14 protein-coding genes are annotated in these 17,330 nt (G+C 66.2%); 5 read left to right on the forward strand and 9 right to left on the reverse strand.

The genetic code is table 11. The annotated features are described in order from the left end of the window. Positions 1-47: 47 nt before the first annotated feature. From rsmA to lptF, 6 genes are all read right to left on the reverse strand, one after another. Entirely contained in the window at positions 48-890 is an 843-nt protein-coding gene (gene rsmA / locus ACSLUQ_RS04620; RefSeq protein WP_417774217.1) for a 16S rRNA (adenine(1518)-N(6)/adenine(1519)-N(6))-dimethyltransferase RsmA, read from the reverse strand. Then, on the reverse strand, positions 887-1,909 hold the full coding sequence (gene pdxA / locus ACSLUQ_RS04625; protein ID WP_461807813.1) for a 4-hydroxythreonine-4-phosphate dehydrogenase PdxA: 1,023 nt from the start codon (positions 1,907-1,909) through the stop codon (positions 887-889). The genes rsmA and pdxA overlap by 4 nt, the downstream gene beginning before the upstream one ends. 5 nt (positions 1,910-1,914) lie before the next feature. After that, positions 1,915-2,841, reverse strand: coding sequence for a SurA N-terminal domain-containing protein (locus ACSLUQ_RS04630; protein WP_417774219.1), 927 nt, complete (start codon positions 2,839-2,841; stop codon positions 1,915-1,917). 306 nt (positions 2,842-3,147) lie between these two features. Further along, a complete protein-coding gene (locus ACSLUQ_RS04635) occupies positions 3,148-5,607 on the reverse strand; it encodes an LPS-assembly protein LptD (protein ID WP_417774220.1) in 2,460 nt (819 codons plus the stop codon). Next, on the reverse strand, positions 5,607-6,716 hold the full coding sequence (gene lptG / locus ACSLUQ_RS04640) for an LPS export ABC transporter permease LptG (RefSeq protein ID WP_461807814.1): 1,110 nt from the start codon (positions 6,714-6,716) through the stop codon (positions 5,607-5,609). The genes ACSLUQ_RS04635 and lptG overlap by 1 nt, the downstream gene beginning before the upstream one ends. A 1-nt stretch (position 6,717) precedes the next feature. After that, positions 6,718-7,905 (reverse strand): LPS export ABC transporter permease LptF, encoded by a 1,188-nt coding sequence (gene lptF / locus ACSLUQ_RS04645; protein ID WP_417774222.1) that lies wholly within the window; start codon positions 7,903-7,905, stop codon positions 6,718-6,720. Positions 7,906-8,281: 376 nt separating this feature from the next. Here lptF and ACSLUQ_RS04650 point away from each other — a divergent pair, with 376 nt between their 5' ends. The 4 genes from ACSLUQ_RS04650 to ACSLUQ_RS04665 all read left to right on the forward strand — a co-directional run bounded on the left by ACSLUQ_RS04650 (position 8,282) and on the right by ACSLUQ_RS04665 (position 12,243). Further along, a complete protein-coding gene (locus ACSLUQ_RS04650; RefSeq protein WP_461807815.1) occupies positions 8,282-9,775 on the forward strand; it encodes a leucyl aminopeptidase in 1,494 nt (497 codons plus the stop codon). A gap of 579 nt (positions 9,776-10,354) precedes the next feature. Further along, positions 10,355-10,804: a DNA polymerase III subunit chi gene (locus tag ACSLUQ_RS04655; RefSeq protein WP_417774224.1), complete on the forward strand. Its 450-nt coding sequence runs from the start codon at positions 10,355-10,357 to the stop codon at positions 10,802-10,804. Further along, positions 10,801-11,505 (forward strand): class I SAM-dependent methyltransferase, encoded by a 705-nt coding sequence (locus ACSLUQ_RS04660; protein ID WP_417774225.1) that lies wholly within the window; start codon positions 10,801-10,803, stop codon positions 11,503-11,505. Before ACSLUQ_RS04655 ends, ACSLUQ_RS04660 begins: the two co-directional genes overlap by 4 nt. A gap of 24 nt (positions 11,506-11,529) precedes the next feature. Then, entirely contained in the window at positions 11,530-12,243 is a 714-nt protein-coding gene (locus tag ACSLUQ_RS04665) for a VIT1/CCC1 transporter family protein (protein WP_417774226.1), read from the forward strand. Positions 12,244-12,332: 89 nt separating this feature from the next. On the opposite strand, the gene ACSLUQ_RS04670 is transcribed toward ACSLUQ_RS04665, so the two are convergent. After that, positions 12,333-14,264, reverse strand: coding sequence for an ABC-F family ATP-binding cassette domain-containing protein (locus ACSLUQ_RS04670; protein WP_461807816.1), 1,932 nt, complete (start codon positions 14,262-14,264; stop codon positions 12,333-12,335). Between the two features lie 298 nt (positions 14,265-14,562). Here ACSLUQ_RS04670 and ACSLUQ_RS04675 point away from each other — a divergent pair, with 298 nt between their 5' ends. Further along, positions 14,563-15,090, forward strand: a complete 528-nt coding sequence (locus ACSLUQ_RS04675) for an NADPH-dependent FMN reductase (protein WP_461807817.1) — start codon at positions 14,563-14,565, stop codon at positions 15,088-15,090. Between the two features lie 174 nt (positions 15,091-15,264). Here ACSLUQ_RS04675 and glnA read toward each other — a convergent pair whose 3' ends face one another. Beyond that, a complete protein-coding gene (gene glnA, locus ACSLUQ_RS04680) occupies positions 15,265-16,674 on the reverse strand; it encodes a type I glutamate--ammonia ligase (RefSeq protein WP_417774229.1) in 1,410 nt (469 codons plus the stop codon). Positions 16,675-16,762: 88 nt separating this feature from the next. Further along, positions 16,763-17,101 carry a P-II family nitrogen regulator gene (locus ACSLUQ_RS04685; protein ID WP_417774251.1) on the reverse strand — a complete coding sequence of 113 codons (339 nt, stop codon included), beginning with the start codon at positions 17,099-17,101 and terminating at the stop codon, positions 16,763-16,765. Positions 17,102-17,330: the final 229 nt, after the last annotated feature.

A 17,330-nucleotide genomic window follows, 5' to 3' on the forward strand; every position in this document is an offset into this window, starting at 1 on the left:
CGGGGCGCCGGACAGGGATCGCGAGGGCGAAGTCGGCGTTCGCCGGATCAGCCTCTTGCGAAGGCGTTGGCGAGGCGCACGAACTCGGCGACATCAAGTTCCTCGGCGCGGCGGGTCGGCTCGATGCCGATGCCCGAGAGGATCGTCTCCGCGTCTGCGTCGAGCGCCTTGAGGCTTGCCCGCAGCATCTTGCGCCGTTGGCCGAAAGCGGCGGCCGTGACGCGCTCCAGCGCCTTCAGCTCGACCGGCAGCGGTTCCTTGCGGGGCGTCAGATGGACGATGGCCGAGGTGACCTTTGGCGGCGGCGTGAAGGCCTTCGGACTGACGTCGAAGGCGATGGTGGAATGGCAGCGCCAGCCGGCAAGCACGCCGAGACGGCCGAAGGCCTTGCTGCCTGGCCTGGCGACAATCCGCTCCGCCACTTCCTTCTGGAACATCAGTGTCAGCGACTGCCACTCAGGCGGCCAGATATCGCGGGTGATCCAGCCGAGCAGAAGTTGGGTGCCGACATTGTAGGGCAGGTTGGAGACGATCTTGAGCGGTCCGCCGGCCGCCACCTCGCGCAGGTCGAGCGTCAGCGCGTCAGCCTCGATCACCTCGAGGCGGCCAGGATAGTGCGCGGCGATCTCGGCCAGCGCCGGCATGCAGCGAGGATCCTTCTCCACCGCGACGACGCGCTTGGCACCTGCGGCCAGCAGCGCGCGGGTCAGGCCGCCGGGGCCGGGGCCGACCTCGAGCACGGTGGTGTCGGAGATGTCGCCGGCGGTGCGGGCGATGCGCAGCGTCAGGTTCAAGTCGAGGAGAAAGTTCTGGCCCAGCGACTTGCGGGCCTGAAGGTCGTGGGCGCGGATGACCTCGCGCAGCGGGGGAAGCGTGTCGATCTGCGTCATGCGACAAGGCCGGGCTCGGCAAGCACGGCGGCAAGCCGGACTGCAGCGGAAAAGCTGTCGGCGCGCGCTTGGCCGGTGCCGGCGATCTCCAGCGCGGTGCCATGGTCGGGCGATGTGCGCACGAAGGGAAGGCCGAGCGTGGCGTTCACCGCCTCGTGAAAAGCCAGGGTCTTGGCCGGGATCAGCGCCTGATCGTGATACATGGCAAGGGCGCAGTCATAGCCCGCGCGTGCCTCGGCGTGGAACATGGTGTCGGCGGGCAGGGGGCCGAAAGCATCGATGCCCTCGGCGCGCAGCCGCGCGACGGCCGGGACGATGACGTCGATGTCCTCCCGCCCGAGCGCGCCTTCCTCGCCCGCATGCGGGTTGAGCCCGCACAGAGCCAGCCTCGGCTCGCCGATGCGGAACCGCTCGCGCATGTCCTTGTGAACGATGCGGGCGGTCTCGACGATGAGATCGCTCGTCAGCAACTCCGGCACGGCGGCAAGCGGCACGTGGATTGTGACCGGAACGACCAGAAGGTGAGGGCCGGCGAGAAGCATGACCGGCCGCAGCGGACCGGCGCCGTGGCGCGCGGCAAGCTCGCCGAGGAACTCCGTGTGGCCGGGATGGGCGAAACCGGCGTCGTAGAGCGCCTTCTTGTTGATCGGGCTGGTGACGACGGCACTGGCCCGGCCTTCCTGCGCGTCGGAGACGGCGCGCTCGATGGAGGCGATGACATGACCGGCGGTCGCCGCGTCGGCAATACCTGGTCGGTCCTCGATGGCGGCAAGGGGCAGCGGCACCACGGGCAGGGCATCGGCGAAGACGGCGAGCGTGTCGTCGGGTGGTCCCTCGACAATCGGCACATCAAGGCCGAGCCGTCTCGCGCGGGCGGCCAGGAAGGCGGCATCGCCATGGACGTGAAACGCCGGCAGCTGGCGGTCGACGCGCTCTGCCCAGGCGGTGAGCGCGACGTCGGGTCCGATGCCGCCGGGCTCGCCGAGCGTCACGGCGAGGGGAAGGTGGCTTGCGCGCATGGAACTCAACGGTAGTCGATGATCGCGCGCGAGCGCATCTCGCGCATCAGGCGGCGGCTCATCTGCTGGCCTTCCTTGGCACGCAGCTCGTCCTCGATCTCCATGCGCGCAGCCGCGTTGCTGGCGATCTCGCGCTTTTCGCAGACGGCGAACATCTCGTAGCCCTTGTCGGACGCCTGCGGCGAGGTGGCCTTGCCGACGGGGGTCTTGTCGAGCAGGTCGCGGATCTGCTGCGGCACCTCGGTCTCAAGCCGGGTGCGCATCGGCATGACCACGACCTCGCGGTAGTTCTTGGACAGGTCGTCGGCCTGTTCGCAGCCGTTGAGACGGGAGCGGAACTGCTCCGCCTCGCGCTTGCGCGCGGCCTTCTGGCCGGCGGAGGACTTGCCCGGCACCACGAAGATCACCGAGCGGACGGAGTATTCCTTGCTCTTGTCGGTTTCCTTGCCGACCTTGCGCTGCAAGGCGGCGATGATGTCCGCCTCGGGAATGCTCACTTCCGACTGGAAACGGGCGCGCAGGATCTGGGTCCAGCCGATCTCGGCCTCAAGCCTGTTGCGCAGCGTGTCGGGCGTGATGCCGGACTGGCGCAGGGCCTGGACGAGCTGCTTGGGCGAGAGCTTGACGCGCTGCGCGATGTTGCCGAACGCGTTGTCGACATCGGACTTCGACACAGTGATGCCGAGGCGGGCGGCCTCCGCCTTCTTGAGCTGCTCGTCGATCAGCTCTTCCTGGGCCGCGCGGCTCGCGGCACTGCCGCCCTTACCGGTCGTCAGGCGCAGCAGCTTGGCACGCTGGCTGATGTCATAGGTGGTGATCGGCTTGCCGTTGACGACCACCTTGATCGCCGTTTGGGCCATCAGGGGACCGCCCGACGCGCCGACCATCAGGATCGCGGCCACGGCGATCGAAATCCAGCGCCTCGCAATCATTCGCTTCCCCCTGTCCTGGCCGGGCCGGCGCATTTCGTCGCGGTCCGTGTCACCGGCGCAGTTCCTTGTTCGGTCGCAATGACCGGCGCGCGCAATGCCGGCGGTCATCCCTGATCCTTGTTCGGGCCGGCAGGCCCACTGTGTGCGTCATTCGCTGCGGCGCGCGTCAGGCGCGCTTGCCAACTGCGCAAGGGTTGACGTTCCGGCATCCCGCGTCAACCCGCATGGTCTTCCCTGTGGCACCAGAAAGCGGCCAAAAATCGATGACCCCGGGCGCGTGGGCTTTGCCGCGCACCCCGTCGCGCCTCAATCGCCTGCGGAACTGGAGAACTCCGTGTCGCCGATGGTCCTCAGGCCGAAGCGGAAGAAGAACAGGCGGTCGGTTGTCTGGCCGTTGTTGCGGCTGCGATCCTCGGCATAGGCGAAGGACATCGAGAAGCCTTCGTCGTCGTAGCCGATGCCGAGGCTGTCGCGCACGGTGTTCTTGCGCTGCAGGTCGTACCGCATGGAGCCGAACACCCGCCAGTTCTCCTGAAGGCGAAGGCTCGCCGAGCCGATGACTTCCTCGCGCGGCGTGGTGATGCCCAGGCTCGGCTGCTCCGAGAGATAGGCATAGGCGAGGTTGCCGGTAACAGGCCCGTAGATGCCTGTCGCCTCGACCTGGCCGCGGCGAACGGCGAAGGACTTGCTGTCGAAGCGCGCCTGGGCACCGACGCGCAGGCCCTGCCGGGTGTCGAAATACAGGCTGCCGACATAGTCGCTGCCGCTGGTCTCGAGGCCCGAACTCGTGGTCGCGCCGAGAATGTCGGCTGTCTTGAACGAGTTGGTTCCCCCAAGATGATAGGAGCGGCCGAACAGCGCGGAGACGTTGAACAGCTCATCGATCTGGAGGCTGTACTTCAGGCCGACGTTGGCCCGCGTGCCGCCCTCGGAGCGGTCGAAGCCGGAGAACTTGTCGTATTCGAAAAGCGTCGTGGAATCGAAGACGATGCTTTGGGCGTCCTCGTTCGGCAACTCGCCGATGCGTCCCTCGTTCGGGCGCACGATGATCTGCGCCACCGGCTCGATGATCTGGTTGCCGCCGTCGAAGGTGCCGATGAACGGAAAGCGATAGTCGAGGCCGACGGCGGGCATCACGCGCCCGACAACCGACTCGCCCGTGAGCGCCGTCACGTTCTTGTCCTGCGAGGCGAGGAAATACAGGTCGCCCTTCACGTAGGCAAAGGGCGTGAAGACCTGGCCAAGCGGGTCCGTCAGCGTCGAACGCCAGTCGGCGCTCAGGGACGTGCGGGTGAAGGTGCCCTCGATGCCGCGGAACCGGTCGACGCCGCCGATGCTGATGGCGTCGGTCTTGTCGCGCGTCAGGCTGGTCATGTTGCCGGTGAAGGACAGCTCGCCGCCGGCAATCGGGTTCTCGAAGATGTAGTTCCAGTCAACGACCGGGTGGACGAAGGGCTGCTTGTCCTGAAGCTGGCTGCCGACAGGCAGGAAGTTGTTGGGCGAGTTCAGCCCGGCCGCAGCCGTATAGTCCTCCTGCGAGATGCGGAAGGCATAGGCGCGCATGTCGAAGCGGTTCCGCTCGCTCTGTCCGGTCAGGTAGAGCTGGGACACATCGCTGGCATTGCCGAATTTGGCGAAGCTGTAGTCGTTCAGGAAGGCGCGGTCGCTGCGGTAGGAAACGTCCCAGCCCCATTTCCAGCGCTCGTTGATGTTGAACTCGCCTTCGGAGGCGACGACGCCGCGGAACCGGCGGTTACCGCTCGAGGTGGCGTATTCGCCCGGCTTGGCCTGGACCAGCCCGCCGACATGAATCGAATAGGAGCCGTCGATCAGGCGCTGTCGCCAGTCGGCCTGAGCCAGCACGCCCTGCTTCGAAAGCCCCGTCGCCTTCAGCAGCAGGTCACTGCTCGGATCAAGGGCGATGTAATAGGGAATGGTGACGCCGACGCCGACGCGGTCGCCATAGATGGCGGACGGCACGAGAAGGCCGGTTTTGCGGCGCACGCTCGGATCGGGCATCGACAGATAGGGAAGATAGGCGAGCGAGCGGCCGAAAAACTCAAGCGAGGCCTGCTCGAACTCGATCGTCTTTTCTTCCTGGTTGTGAACGATTGTCTGCGCGCGGATGCGCCACAGCGGCGGCTTGTCCGGCGGCGTGGTCGGCTTCGTGTAGACGGTATAGACGCCATTCTCGAAGGTGGTGCGCTTGCCCTCTTCACGCGTGGCGCGGTCGGCCAGGAAGCGGGTGCGCTCCGGCGTGTCGAGCTGGAGCTGGGCGGCGAACCCGTCGCGCAGGTCCTCCGACAGCTCCATCTCGCTTGCCTGCACGACATTGCCGCCCGGCTCGGTCAGGCGGACGTTGCCGCGCGCGCGAAGCCGGTTGGCGCGTCGGTCGAAAACGACCTGGTCTGCCTCGACAGTATTGTCGGCGTAATAGATCTGAACATTGCCGATCGCGGAGATGATGTCGCGGTCGAAATCGTAGCGGAGCTCGTTGGCCTCAAGCAGCAGCGGCTCGGCCGGGTCGGCACGCTTGGAGAGCGAATCGGGAAGGCTGGGCTGGGCAAGGGCCACGGGAGCGAACGCGAAGGGAGCTGCGGCAACGAACGCGGCCGCGATGCCGGCGAGCGCGGTGGTGCGAAGGAGCGCCGTCCGGCCGCCAAGACGGGGCCTGCGGGCGCACGCGGTCGCACTGTCGCGGTCGCGCCGCGCCATGCTTTCCGTATGCCCGGATACGGCCATGTTCCCGGTCTTGCCCGAGGCCATCAGCCGTCCTCCAGGTGCAGGAGGATCGTGATCCCCATCAAAACTCCAAATACTCCCGGCGCCCATGCGGCGAGGACGGGGGGAACGATTCCCGCGCCGCCAAGATCCTTGCCGAGCTCCGAGAGAACGTAAAGCACGAACCCGGCGAGGATTCCACCCAGAATCAGCTTGCCGATACCCCCCATCCTCGAAACCCTCAGGGAAACGCAGGCGGCAATCAGGATCATTGCCACAAGCAACACAGGTCGTGCCAGAAGTGTCTGATACTGAAGCGAATACCGATAGGCGGGCAATCCGGCGCGCTGGGACAGCTCGATCACGCGGGGCAGGTCCCAGAAGCCGATGGATTCCGGTGCGGCGATGCTCTCGCGAACCTCTGTCGCGGTGAGGTAGGTGGAGACCTGATAGGTCGGATAGGTCTGCGGATCGCCCGTGGTTGTGTAGACGGTCGCCTGCGAAAGTTTCCAGGAGCGGTCGGAAAAGCGCGCCTCATGCGCCTCGATGCGCTCGGCGAAGCTGCCGTTTCGGTCGAAGGTGAAAATGGTCACGCCAAGAAGGCGCTCGCCATTGTCGAGGATCTGCTTGGCGTGGACGACCGATTCTCCGTCCGCGCCGTCCTGGCGCAGCCAGATCTCGCCGGTGGTCTGCATCAGGAAGTTCTGCTCGCGGCCGAAGAGGCCGGCGGCGATCTTGTCCGACTGGTCGCGCAGCAGAACGGCAAGCGGATTGTACACCGAGACGGCGGCGATGCCGACGACCAGCCCGACGATCAGCGCGGGCGCCGTGAACTGCCACACCGAAACGCCGGCGGCGCGGGCGACGACAAGCTCAAGCTTGCGGCTGAGGCTCAGGAACGCGGCGATGGCGCCAAAGAGCACGGCGAAGGGCAGCACCTGTTCCATGAGCTGCGGCACCCGCAACAGCGAGATCAGGGCGATGCGCAGCAGGCTTGCGCCGTCCTCGCCGCCGGTGCGGCGCAGCAGTTCCAACAGGTCGAAGATGTAGATCAGCACGGCGGCCAGGAGGAAGAGGCCAAGGATCGAGCCGAGAAAGCGCAGAGCCAGATAGACGGCAAGCGTGGTGCCTGAACGGGAAACGGAGCCGATCATGTCAGGAGACGCCTCCGTGCTGGCGATTCTGGAAGCGCGCGATGAGCGCCTCGACGCGTTCATGCAGTGTTTCGCCAGCCTGGGCAAGCGCGAGCACCCAGCGCGGCCGGCGGCCGGAGACGATCGACCATCCCGCCAGCGCGATGCCGGCGAGGGGGAGCGCGTAGAGCAGCGGCCAGGCGGCGGGAAGTCCCGAAACGACGGTCAGCACGCCGAAGCCGGCGGCGCGCAGCACGAGCGCGAGCATCAATGCGGCACCGATGGCGAGCGTGCGATTCTGCCGCGTCGTCTTCGGTTGGCCGACGAAGAGGAAGACGATCAGGCCGAAGACGAGCGGATAGAGCGGCTGGCTCAGCCGGTCGTGGAACTCGGCGACGAGGCGCGAGCGGTTTTCCGCCGCGTAGACGTCGCCGGGTGCGGGCGAGAGAAGCTCGGCGGTCGAACGTTCGCTCGCCTTGTAGGTCGCAACCGTCCCGGAGGGCACCATGCTCGACAGGTCGAAGGCATAGGACTGAAAGCGGACGATGGAGATGCTTCCCGTGCGGCGGGTGCGGCGCTGGATGGTGCCGTCCTGCATGACCAGCAACGTGCGACCGGCCGCCTCGACGATGTTCCCGCGTGCCGCCTCATAGGTGAAGATCGTGTCCTCGGCGCGCTCGTCGTGGAGCAGCAGGCCGTCGAGCTGGCCGTCGCCGCCACGGTTGCGGATGTGGAAGGTAAGCCCGTCCTCGATGCCGATGAAACGTCCCGGACGCACGATGTTGGCGACGAGGTCGACGCGCACCTTGGTGATCTCGTCGCGCAGCGAGGCAAGCCCCATGGGGGCGAAGACCAGCGACAGCGAGGCACAGAACAGGCTGACGGAAAGCGAGAACACCAGCACCGGGCGCACCAGCACGGTGCGCGAGGCGCCGGAGGCATTGATGACGATCAGCTCGCTGTCGTTGGACAGGGTGTTGAGCACCAGGATGGTGGCGATCAGCAGCGCGAAGGGCGCGATCGTCAGCATCAGGAACGGCATGGCGAGCAGAGTCATGCCGATGAACTGGGCAATGGTCTGGCCCTTGGCCGTGACGAGGTCGAGCTGGCGCAGGGCCTGAGTGGCCCAGACGATGCCGGCCAGGGCCGTCAGGGTCATCAGAAACGCCGTCGACAAGCGTCGCAGGACATAGCGCTCGAAAGTGGTCATAAGCTCGCGTTCGTCCCGGCCGCATGGCCGTCCGGCGTTTCGTTGTTCTGGTCGGTTGCGGCAGGTCCCGGCCAGATGCCGCAGCCTTGCCACGAGCGGGCGCCAGGCACTTCCGGACCCGGCCAGGGAGGCGGGCGGGACCGGGTGACCGGGCGCTGACCCGATTAAGCGCGAGTTTAGGTAAATACTTGCCCAAGAAAAAGGGTTAACAAACAATTGCCCGCTCGGCGGCTTGCCGGGGCGCGTTTCTGGCACCATTGTTAGGCGGAAAGCGCAAGCGCGGGCGACCAGCCGATGTATCGCCCTGCCGCTGCAACCGGCCTCCCGGCCGGACGCGCCGAATCGCAATCGTCATTTCCAACCGCGAGGATTCATCTTGCTCCCGAAAATCAGCTTCACCAAGGTCTCGAAGCCGGCCAAGGGCGTTGTCGTCCTGTTTGTCGACGACACGCTCGCGCTCGGCGCGCAGGCAAGCGCGCTTCTCGAGGGCGCCGGAGGGCTTCTCGCCCGCGCGGCCGCGGCCGGGAATTTCACCGGCAAGGCGCGCAGCGTCCTCGATATCCTGGCGCCGGCCGGGCTCGAGCTCGACAGGATCGTGGTCGTCGGTCTCGGCAAGGCGGGGGAGATCGCGGACCTCGGTGAAACCGGCTGGACGGACCTTGGCGGCGTCGTGATGGGCGCAATCGGTCGTGCCGGATCCGTCCATGTGTGCCTTGAGACGCCGGCGGGCGAAATCGCCCCGGTCGAGGCGGCCGCCTTCGCCGCCGGCCTGAAGCTGCGCGGCTACACCTTCGACCGCTACAAGTCCAAGAAGGACGACGACCAGCCGACATCCGCCGTCAAGGTCGACCTCTCGCTTGAGGACACCAAGGCCGCCAAGAAGGCCTGGGCCGACGCCGACGCGGTGAGCGATGGCACGCTGCTGGCCCGCGATCTCGTCAACGAGCCGGCCAATGTGCTGACCACGCTCGAGTTCGCGGCGCGCGCCGAGGCGCTTTCCAAGCTCGGTGTCGAGGTCGAGGTGCTCGACGAAAAGGCGATGAAGAAGCTTAAGATGAATGCGCTTCTCGGCGTCTCCCAGGGGTCGGATATGCCGCCGCGGCTCGTCATCATGCGCTGGAACGGCGGCAAGAAGGACGCAGCCCCGCTCGCCTTCGTCGGCAAGGGCGTCGTCTTTGACACCGGCGGCATCTCGATCAAGCCGGCCGGCGGCATGGAAGACATGAAGGGCGACATGGGTGGCGCGGCCGCCGTGACCGGCCTGATGCACGCGCTCGCCGCCCGCAAGGCCAAGGTCAACGCCATCGGTGTCATCGGTCTCGTCGAGAACATGCCGGACGGCAAGGCGCAGCGCCCCGGCGACATCGTCACGGCGATGTCGGGCGCGACCATCGAGGTGATCAACACCGACGCGGAGGGCCGTCTCGTTCTGGCCGATGCGCTCTGGTACACGCAGGACCGCTTCAAGCCGGCCTTCATGATCAACCTTGCGACGCTGACCGGTGCGATCATCATCGCTCTCGGCAATCATCATGCGGGCATCTTCTCCAACAACGACGAGTTGTCCGGGAAGCTGACGGCCGCCGGTCTTGCCGCCAACGAGAAGGTGTGGCGCCTGCCGCTGTCGAAGGACTATGACAAGCTCATCGACACGCCCAACGCCGACATGAAGAACACCGGCGGGCGCGCCGCCGGCTCGATCACCGCCGCGCAGTTCCTGCAGCGCTTCGTCAACGATGTGCCGTGGGTCCACATCGATGTGGCCGGCACGGCGATGGGCAGCCCGAAGACCGAGATCAGCAAGACCTGGGCCTCCGGGTTCGGCGTGCGGCTGCTCGACCGGCTGGTGCGCGACAGCTACGAGAACTGAGGCGGACCGCGCTGGCGAATACGTGACGCATCGAGGGCGGCGGGGGAACCTGTCGCCCTTTTTGCCTGCCGGGAACCAGGCGGGACCTCGCGGGGGGAAGGCAAAGAAAAACCCGCCGGAAAGGCGGGTTTTACGTGTCGTATGATGGAGCCTTGCCGCCGGTCGACGGCCGCTCTCAGCAGGTCTTGTAGGCAGCGCAGGAGCCGGCCGGCTCGCTGACGACCATACCCATCGCGGTGGTCACGCCCGCGAGGCCGAGCACCAGCCCGAAGAACAGCGCAATTCGCACAGCCATAAAAACGTTCTCCCGTTGCCCCGACCCGACAAGGCTACTACCGTCGCCCGCGATGCACTGTGACGACAGGCACAGGCTTGCGGGTGGAAGGGTCGGATCGAACCGGACTGAAACTGCCCGGACGAAGTTGGAAAACCGTTAATGGTGAAAACGTCGTAACGCAAAGCCGGAGAGCGGGGCGCTGTCGTTTCCCGGTCTCCCTGTTGCAGGCCTGCCGCACCGGCGGGCGCGACGCCGATCGGCGCGTCCGCCAAGTGCTTTGGGAAACTGGGAAAACACGCGGAATGACGGAAGTTCTCTTCTACCATCTGACCCAGCGCCCGCTGGAGGATGTGTTGCCCGGTCTCCTCGAGACCTGCCTCCAGCGGTCGTGGAAGGTCGTTGTGCAGGCCGGCTCGCCCGAACGTTGTGCCGCACTTGATTCGCACCTTTGGACCTACCGCGAGGACGGCTTTCTGCCCCATGGAACCTCCGCCGACGGCCATGCCTCCGCCCAGCCGGTCTATCTGACCGCTGGCGCGGAAACGCCGAATGGCGCGACCGTGCGTTTCATGGTCGACCGGGCCGCGCCTCCGGACCTGTCGCCGTTCGAACGTGGCGTCTTCCTCTTCGACGGCAACGATCCGGAGGCCGTGGCCGAGGCCCGGCAGTACTGGAAAACGCTGAAGGCGGCCGGCCACGATCTCACCTACTGGCAGCAGTCGAATGCGGGGCGCTGGGAGCGCAAGGCATGAGCGGAACCAAGGGCGGGGACGGAGACTTCTCGGGACGTCGGGACGCGGCGCGGACCCGTCTCGATGACCTGTTCGGCGCGAAGGGCGGCGCGCGCGGGGATCGCGCGTCGTGGTTCCATGCCGTTTACGAGACGGCGGGGCGCGATCCGGCCGCCGTGCCATGGGCGGACCTTGCTCCGAAACCCGAGCTGGTCGATTGGCTGAAGGAGCATCCGGGCGAAGGGCGTCGGGCGCTCGATGTCGCCTGCGGGCTTGGCGACAACGCCGAGGCGCTGGCTGCTGCCGGATACCGGACGACGGCCTTCGATCTTGCGCCCGAAGCGATCCGCTGGGCAGGAGAGCGTTTCCCTCAAGGGACGGTGGATTACCGTGTCGCCGATCTCCTCGATCCGCCGACGGACTGGGTAGGCGGCTTCGACCTCGTGCACGAGTGCTACACGCTGCAGGCGCTGGATGGGGATCTCCGGGAGGCGGCCTTCCCCGCTCTTGCCCGCCTTCTTGCCCCGGGAGGGCGACTTCTGGTGCTCACCCGCACGCGGGGGGAGGGAATGCCGGCCGACGGGCCGCCCTGGCCGCTGACGCCGGGCGAGCTCCACAGGTTCGAAACGCTCGGTCTGACGCGTGTCACCTTCGAGCCCTATGAGATCCGGAAAGGCGCGCGCGTCATCGCGCATGTGCGCGCGCTTTACCGCAAGGATTGAGACGACACCACGAAAGGGCTGGCAATGGCGATCTCGAAGGGGCGGGCGATGGCCCATGTGGAAGAACACAGCGTGCAGCGAATCGGCTGGCTGCGCGCGGCTGTGCTGGGGGCGAACGACGGGCTTGTCTCAACGGCGAGCCTGATCACGGGCGTCGCCGCGTCGCAGGCGCCGACCTCGCAGATCCTGATCGCCGGCGCGGCCGGACTTATCGCCGGGGCGATGTCGATGGCCGCCGGCGAATATGTCTCGGTCAGCTCGCAGTCGGATACGGAAAAGGCGGACCTGGAACGCGAGAGCCGTGAGCTTGCCGAGCAGCCGGAGTTCGAGCTGGAGGAACTGGCCGAGACCTTCGCCGCCCGTGGCGTGTCGCGGGAGACGGCACTTGCGGTTGCCCGCGAGCTGACCGCGGCCGATGCACTCGCCGCCCACGCGCGCGAGGAACTCGGCATTACCGAGGTCTCGACCGCGCGGCCGCTACAGGCGGCGGTGACCTCGGCGATCACCTTTGCGGTGGGGGCGGCATTGCCGCTCGCTGTGGTGGTTCTGGCCCCGGCATCCGCCCTGCTGCCGGTTGTCGCGGTCTCCACGCTGGTGTTCCTGGCGCTTCTCGGCGCGCTTGGCGCGCGCGCTGGTGGTGCTCCCCCGCTCAAGGGCGCGGTTCGCGTGACGATCTGGGGCGCCGCCGCCCTGGCGATCACCGCGGCGGCCGGCGCGCTCTTCGGCGCGAGCGTGTGAGGAAAAGCGCTTCCGGCGCAGGACGTCTGGCGGCAATTGACGGCTGAAACGCGCGGATGCTCCTCTGGAGCGCGAGACGCGGATCGCCGTCAGCCGGGCGTTTTCGTTCCTTCCAGCTCTGCGGAAAGCTCCAGCCATTGCTCCTCGGTGCGCACCAGCTTCTTTTCCAGATGGGCGCGTTCCTTGGCGAACTTGGTGGCCCGCTCCGGATCCTTGGCGAAGAAGTTGGGATCGGCGAGCGCCGCGTCGAGACGGCCGATCTTTTCGGTGATGCGGGCCATCTCCTTTTCGGCCGCCTGCACCTCCTTGCGCAAGGGCGCGAGCCGGGCGCGGCGCTCCGCCGCCTCGCGGCGCTTTTCCTGCGCGGGGCGGGGATCCTCCACGGTCGCCGGGGCCGCGACGGGCTCCGCGACAGCGGCCGTCGCGCCATGGGCCGGCTTTTCGGCCTTCTCGCCCCGGTCGCGCTTCAGGATGAGCTTTCGGTAGTCCTCCATGTCGCCTTCGAAGGCGGTCACCCGCCCGTCGGCGACCAGCCATAGCCGGTCGGCGCAGGCCTCGACCAGATGCCGGTCATGCGAGATCAGGATGACCGCGCCGTCAAAGGCGTTGATCGCCTGCATCAAGGCTTCGCGGCTGTCGATGTCGAGGTGGTTGGTCGGCTCGTCGAGGATGAGCAGGTGCGGCCCCTCGAAGGTGGCGAGGCCGAGCAGGAGGCGCGCCTTCTCGCCGCCGGACAGATCCTTGGCGGGGGTGTCCATGCGACTGGTCGGCAGGCCGAAGCGGGCGACGCGGGCGCGTACCTTGGCCTCGGGCGCGTCCGGCATCAGCTTGCGCACATGGGCGACGGGGCTGTCGGCGGGCACCAGATCGTCCATCTGGTGCTGGGCGAAGAACGCCACCTTGAGCTTGGAAGCGGTGACGATGCCGCCGGAGGCGCGCTCGAGCCGGCCGGCGATCAGCTTGGCGAAGGTCGACTTGCCATTGCCGTTGGAGCCCAGCAGCGCAATGCGGTCGTCGTTGTCGATGTTGAGCGAGAGCTTCGAAAGCACCGTGCGCTCGCCGTATCCGACCGCGACATCGTCGAGACGGATGATCGGCGGGGCGAGACGCCCGTCCGGATCGGGGAAGGAGATGGGCATGGCGTCGCTGCCGGCGGCCGCCGCGATCGGCTCCATCCGCTCCAGCATCTTCAGCCGCGACTGTGCCTGGCGCGCCTTGGACGCCTTGGCGCGGAAGCGGTCGACGAAGGCCTGCATGTGCTTGCGCTGGGCTTCCTGCTTCTCGCGCGACTTCTCCTGCAGCATCATCGCCTCGCGCCGCTGGCGGTCGAAGCTGTCGAACCCGCCCCGGTAGAAGGTGAGCTTCAGCTGGTCGAGGTGGACGATGCTGTCGACGGCCTTGTTCAGCAGGTCGCGGTCATGGCTGATGAGGACAACCTGATGCGGATAGCGCGCAACATAGTTCTCCAGCCACATGGTGCCCTCGAGATCGAGGTAGTTGGTCGGCTCGTCGAGGAGCAGCAGGTCAGGCTCGGAAAACAGCACGGCGGCAAGCGCGACGCGCATCCGCCAGCCGCCGGAAAAGGCGGAGCAGGGTCGGTTCTGCGCCTCGGTGTCGAAACCCAGGCCGGAGAGAATGCGTCCGGCGCGCGCCTCGGCCGAATGGGCGTCGATATCCGCCAGCCGCATGTGGATCTCGGCGATGCGATGCGGGTCGCTGGCGGTTTCGGCCTCGGCCATCAGGCTGGCGCGTTCCTTGTCGGCGGCGAGCACGACCTCGAGCAGCGTTTCCTCCGTGCCCGGGGCTTCCTGCGCGACCTGGCCGATGCGGATGCCCTTGGGGACGCGGATCTCGCCGCTTTCCGGCGAGGCGTCGCCGGTGATCAGCCGAAAGAGGGTCGACTTGCCCGTGCCGTTGCGCCCGACGAAGCCCGTCTTGGCGCCGGAGGGAAGGGTGACGCTCGCCCGCTCGAGCAGGGTGCGTCCGGCAATTCTGAAGGTGAGGTCTGTGATCTGAAGCATGGCGGATCAATGGCCGGAAATGCGAGGCTGCGCAAGGGGGGCAAGGGCAGGTTAGGGGCGGAATTCCGCACGACGGCCTGCTGTTGCGGCAATTGTCTCGCATGAGCGGCAAGGCCTGGGATTTCCGCTTGCAAACGCCAATCGGAAGGTCGCGGGATGCGCCTTTGCAGTGGTGTGAACCGGTCCGCCGCCCGGCTCGGCCGGCGTGCTTCGCAGCAAGGAAACGCGCCTTGAGCGATTGTCTTGGCGGCAGGAGGCTGTCGTTGTCCTCGGCTCCGGGGTGGAGTAGATCGTGCCCATGAAAATACTCGCCATCTCCGGCAGCGCCCGCGCAAACTCGACAAACACCGCGATGCTGAGAGCCGTGGCGCAGACCGCGCCGCCTGGCCATGACGTAACGGTGTTCTCCGCGATTGCGGACCTGCCGGTCTTTTCGCCCGACAGCGAGGCCGGGCCTCTGCCGGAAAGTGTACAGGTCTTCGCCGACAGGGTCGGTGAAAGCGATGGCGTGCTCATTTCGAGCCCCGAGTATGTCCGGGCAATCCCCGGCGGCTTGAAAAACGCCATAGACTGGCTCGTTTCTCGGGAAGAAATCGTCCAAAAGCCGATTGCACTGATGCATGCCTCGCATCGTGGGGACGACATGCTTTCGCAGCTTCGACTGGTTCTGGCGACCGTCAGTCAGCGGTTTTCGCAGGACCTGTTCTTGAGGTTCGAGCTGATGAAGCTGTCTCCGGACGAAATCGCGCGTGTGCTGGAAATGCCCTCGAACCGTGCTGCGGTGAGCGATTTCCTGCAAGCCTTCTCGGAGTTCTGCCGCCGATAGTGCCCGCCCTGTCGGCTGGTACAAGCGGCCTCCGGCGGAGCGCATCGGCAGGCGTGTCGATGCGCGCAAGGCCAGAGCTACTGCCGCGCCGGGACCCTGAACGCGAAAACCCCCGGGCGGTGGCCCGGGGGTTTTCTTCATGAAGGTCCCGAAGTGGGAGAGTTCCGCGCGGTATCAGACCGAGTAGTACAGGTCGAACTCGACCGGATGCGGGGTCATCTCGTACTTCATGTTCTCTTCCATCTTCAGCTCGATGTAGGCATCGATCTGATCGTCGTCCATGACGCCACCGGCCTTCAGGAACTCGCGGTCGGCATCGAGCGACTCAAGCGCCTCACGCAGCGAGCCGCAGACGGTCGGGATGTCCTTCAGCTCTTCCGGCGGCAGGTCGTAGAGGTTCTTGTCCATCGCGTCGCCGGGATGGATCTTGTTCTTGATGCCGTCGAGGCCGGCCATCAGCATGGCGGCGAAGCACAGGTACGGGTTCGCGGACGGATCCGGGAAGCGGACCTCGACGCGCTTGGCCTTCGGCGAGGTCGCGAACGGGATACGGCAGGAGGCCGAACGGTTGCGCGAGGAGTAGGCCAGAAGAACCGGAGCCTCGTAGCCCGGGACCAGACGCTTGTAGGAGTTGGTCGACGGGTTGGTGAAGGCGTTGAGCGCCTTGGCGTGCTTCAGGATGCCGCCGATGTAGTAGAGGCAGGTCTCGGAGAGATCCGCGTACTGGTTGCCGGCGAAGACCGGCTTGCCGTCCTTCCAGATCGACTGGTGGACGTGCATGCCCGTGCCGTTGTCACCGAAGATCGGCTTCGGCATGAAGGTGGCCGTCTTGCCATAGGCATGGGCGACCTGATGCACGACGTACTTGTAGATCTGCATCTTGTCGGCGTTGCGGGTCATCGTGTCGAACATGATGCCGAGCTCATGCTGAGCGGCAGCCACCTCGTGGTGATGCTTCTCGACGGTGACGCCCATCTCGGTGAGGACCGTCAGCATCTCGGAGCGCATGTCCTGGGCGCTGTCGATCGGGGGAACCGGGAAGTAGCCGCCCTTCGTGCGCGGACGGTGGCCCATGTTGCCCATCTCGTACTCGGTGTCCATGTTCGACGGCAGCTCGCCGCTGTCGATCTTGAAGCCGGTGTTGTACGGTTCGGTCGCAAAGCGCACGTCGTCGAAGATGAAGAATTCGGCTTCCGGGCCGACGAAGACGGTGTCGCCGATACCGAGCGACTTGACGTAGGCCTCGGCCTTCTTGGCCGTGGTGCGCGGGTCGCGGCTGTAGGCTTCGCCGGAGACCGGGTCGACGACGTCGCACATGATGGCGATGGTCGACTGGGCGAAGAACGGGTCGACGTGGACGGTCTCGGGGTCGAGCACGAGCATCATGTCGGACTCGTTGATGGCCTTCCAGCCGGCGATCGACGAGCCGTCGAACGCAACACCCTCTGCGAACATGTCTTCGTCGACAAGGCTGGCGTCCATCGTGACGTGCTGCATCTTGCCGCGCGGATCGGTGAACCGCAGGTCGACGAACTTGATGTCCTTGTCCTTGATGTCCTTCAGGATTTCGCTGGGAGTCGTCATCTATAGCTTCCCTGTATCACGGAGTGTTCTATGGGTTGGCAAGAGCGGAGCGCCGGCTTCCGGTCGTCTCCGCGATTGAAACGGTTGGTCAGATCGCGTCGTTGCCGGTCTCGCCGGTGCGGATGCGCACGGCTTCCTCGACGGTGGACACAAAGATCTTGCCGTCACCGATGCGCCCTGTCTGGGCGGCATTGCGAATGGCCTCGACGGCCTTGTCGACGAGCTCGTCGGGGAGGACGATCTCGACTTTCACCTTCGGCAGAAAGTCGACCACATACTCGGCTCCGCGATAGAGCTCGGTGTGGCCCTTCTGCCGGCCGAAGCCCTTGGCCTCGGTCACGGTAATGCCCTGCAGACCGACTTCCTGGAGGGCCTCTTTGACCTCGTCGAGCTTGAAGGGCTTGATAATTGCCTCGATCTTTTTCATCGCCTCCGCCACTTCGCCTCGTTCAGTTTCGTTGCGCCGACCGGTGAAGATCAGCGTTATCCGTTCAGTAGCACGCGGCGTGCCAACCGTGCCTGCCGAAAAAACAGCCTGCAAATAGGGCATTTTCCGCCTGCCTGACCAAAGGGATCACGGATCGGGTGGAATGGTATGCAAATTTTGTAGGCATTCCGCCTATAAATACGGCACGAATCGTGGGCAGTCGACCACG

The organism is Stappia sp. ICDLI1TA098 (assembly GCF_054880955.1).